Below are 2,056 nucleotides of genomic sequence, written 5' to 3'. Positions count from 1 at the left end.
TCAAGGTTAGATTTTATTGTAGATACGGTAGCACCATTTAAAAGTTCAGATTTTACGTATCTATAATTATCAGAAACCTTTATAGGTTTAGTTTTGCTATCACTTACTGACGTACTGGCTTTTGTAGGTGTAGTTTTATGAGAAACACCTTCAGCAAATGCTGTAGTTCCAAGTCCTGCAAAAATCGTTAAACATGTTAATATACTAATTAATTTCTTCTTCATAATAAATTTCTACTATATATTAAAACTTTTATAGTAGTTCCTCCTTCGTGTTTGGTATGCTTTTATAATAAAGGAGCAATCTATAAGTACAATGAAGTCAATCTGAATTTAATGTGAAGATTTGGTGCATGTGTTGAAGAGAAGGACTATATGGTTAATATAAATGAAAAATTAAAAGAGATAATAAAATTTATCTAACAAGATAAATACTTTATAATAGATAGGCCTAGGCAATACGGAAAACAATAGTATTAAATTATAATAGAATATGAGGGATTGAATATAGAAAAAACTGATAGCTAAAAAGTTATTAGTTTTTTTGTATATAAAGATATAAAATGGTTAAAAATATAAAGGAATAAATTACTAGTTAAAAAGTATTGACGTTCCTTATAGGGATAGAAATATACTACATTTAGAGGTGGTGAAAATAATGGATGAAAAATTAATAAAATTCTCTGAGATAAAAAAATCTAAAAAAAGATCTGAGTTGTTCGAAAATGCCAAAATTATAAAATTTATTAGAATTAAAAATAAAAAATATTTAACGGAAAATGAGTTGGAAATATTTGAAATTGCTGAAAAACTTCAAACTTATGGGTTAAGTATAAGAGAAATTGGAAAATTTATCAACTTAGATAGTAGTAGTCAAAAAGAATATATGATAAAATATAAGGAAGAAAAGGAAAAAATATCAAGAGAAATAAATAATTTTATTCATATGTTTTTTTAATTTAATATTTTTTATTAAATCAATAGATATTTTCATTAAAATATCTATTGATTTAGTAATTTCTACTTAATTAAATAGTAGATTTCATATGTAAATTTTGACCATGAAAATATAATAAAATTTTAAAGGAGATTTAAAAGATGGAAAAAATGTATGAGGGGTTTATTGGAGTATATCCGATGAGTAAAACAATTAGAAATGGTTTAATTCCAACAGAGGAAACTTTAAAATGGATTAATAAGAATGGGATTTTAGAAGTTGATGAAGAGAGAGCATTAGATTATGAAAAAATTAAAAAGCTATGCGATATAGAGCATAAATTTTTTATAGAAGAGATTTTGTGTGAAGTTGAGCTTGAAAATTTACTTAGGCTTGCTGAGCTTTATAATAACCCTAAAAAGAATGAGGATGAAAAAAAGGAGTTTGATGCCTTATTAGAAAGTATTAGAAAGAAAATAAGTGAAAGTTTTATTAAGAGCAAGGAATATAAAAAATTATTTGGGAAAGAAATGATAACTGAAAAGTTAACTGAACGCTATAAGGATAGTGAAGAAGCAGAGCTTATTTATAAGTTTTTAAGATTTACAACTTATTTTAAGGGGTTTAATGAAAACAGAAGAAATATTTATGCTAAAGATGAGAGTAGCACTGCAATTGCATATAGAATAATAGATGAAAATTTTCCAAAATTTTTAGAGAATATAAAAATATATGAAAAAATTAAAAATAGTGAATTGAAATTAAAATTCGAAGAAATAGAGGAAGTATTAAAAGAGCACTTAGATGGACAAATAATTGAAGCGTTTTTTGAAGTTGAAGGATTTAATAAAGTTTTAAGTCAAAGTGGAATAAGTTTCTATAATGGAATTATAGGAGGTTATACTAAAGAAAATGGTGAAAAGATAAAAGGGATAAATGAGTATATAAATGAACATAATCAAAATTGTGTAAAGAGAGAAAGAATCCCTAAATTAAAAATATTATTTAAACAAATATTAAGTGATAGGGAAACTACTTCATTTATACCAGAAACTTTAAAAAATGATTTGGAAGTTATAGACGTATTAAAGGGATTAGAAGTACAGCTTCAAGAGACAGT

At 24.6% G+C, this 2,056-nt stretch carries 3 protein-coding genes; 2 read left to right on the top strand and 1 reads right to left on the bottom strand.

Going from position 1 to position 2,056, the window contains the following annotated elements:
* Nucleotides 1–224, bottom strand: a 224-nt coding sequence (locus ACRDDY_RS00475) for a hypothetical protein (RefSeq protein WP_438563005.1), incomplete at its 3' end; no start/stop codon positions are given.
* Nucleotides 225–657: 433 nt separating this feature from the next.
* On the opposite strand from ACRDDY_RS00475, the gene ACRDDY_RS00470 reads away from it, so the two are divergent.
* Complete coding sequence (locus ACRDDY_RS00470) at nt 658–957, top strand: hypothetical protein (protein WP_438563004.1); 300 nt, start codon at nt 658–660, stop codon at nt 955–957.
* A 140-nt stretch (nt 958–1,097) separates the two neighbouring features.
* Nucleotides 1,098–2,056 (top strand): hypothetical protein (locus ACRDDY_RS00465; RefSeq protein ID WP_438563003.1); only part of this gene is annotated, 959 nt, incomplete at its 3' end.

The sequence above is a fragment of the Clostridium sp. genome (genome assembly GCF_051656525.1).
In the GTDB taxonomy this organism is placed as follows: domain Bacteria; phylum Bacillota; class Clostridia; order Clostridiales; family Clostridiaceae; genus Clostridium.
This window is presented reverse-complemented; position numbering and strand designations above follow the sequence as displayed.